We start from the raw sequence: 917 nt of genomic DNA, 5'->3' as shown, positions 1-917 counted from the left end.
GGACCGCCGCCCCGCCGTCCAGCGCCACGGCCGTCGCGCTCAACGTCACCACCACCGGGGCGACGGCCGGCGGCTACCTGACGGCCCACCCGAGCGGTGCGCCCACTCCGCTGGCGTCGAACCTGAACTTCGGCAAGGGGCAGACCATCGCCAACTCGGTGATCGTGCCCGTGGGTCCGGACGGGAAGATCCGGGTCTTCAACGGCAGCGGTTCGCCCACCGACGTGATCGTGGACGTGGTCGGCTACTACAGCGCCGCCGGCCGCAGCGCCTACGTCGCGGTCGACCCGAAGCGGCTGGTGGACACCCGGTCCGCCGAGTTCGGGAACCAGCCGATCGCCGGTGGTCGCTACGAGCACCTGAGCCTCGACGAGGGCGAGGTCGGGATCACCGGTTACGTGCTCAACGCCACGGTGACCGACACCCGGGCCGGCGGCTTCCTGACCGTCGCGCCGGACCCGAACTCGCCCGAGCAGTACCGGAACGGCACGGCCACCCCGCCGGTCCGTCCGACGGTCTCGGCGCTGAACTGGCAGGCCGGTGAGACCGTGCCGAACCTGGTCCAGACGAGTGCTGGTCGGTACAACGTGATCGACTTCTGGAACGGCAGCTCCGGCACCACGCACCTGGTGGTCGACGCGTTCGGCTTCTACGACGAGCTCTGACCTCCGCCGCACGACAGGACGGGCCCACTCCCACAGGGGGGTGGGCCCGTCGTCGTACCGGCGGGTAGGGGATTGGTCAGATGGGTCGTATGCGTCCCGTAAGCTCATCGGGCCACCTTTACGGATTCTTCACAAGACTGGAGTGCCGGTGTCCCACCGCCGCCTCATCGCGACCGCCGCAATGCTCGCCGCCGGCCTCGTCCTGTTACCCGCCACCCCCCAGGCGGCGGGCCCGGCCCCCCTTCCCCCGCC

At 70.8% G+C, this 917-nt stretch carries 1 pseudogene; it reads left to right on the top strand.

The annotated features are described in order from the left end of the window. Window positions 1-665, top strand: a pseudogene (locus ABD323_RS41885) (hypothetical protein); the annotation flags it as partial. Window positions 666-917 lie beyond the last annotated feature (252 nt).

The sequence above is a fragment of the Kitasatospora nipponensis genome, from assembly GCF_039528135.1.
Classification (GTDB): domain Bacteria; phylum Actinomycetota; class Actinomycetes; order Streptomycetales; family Streptomycetaceae; genus Kitasatospora; species Kitasatospora nipponensis.
The sequence above is the reverse complement of the archived record's forward strand: the minus strand, read 5'-3'. Positions and strand labels throughout refer to the sequence as shown.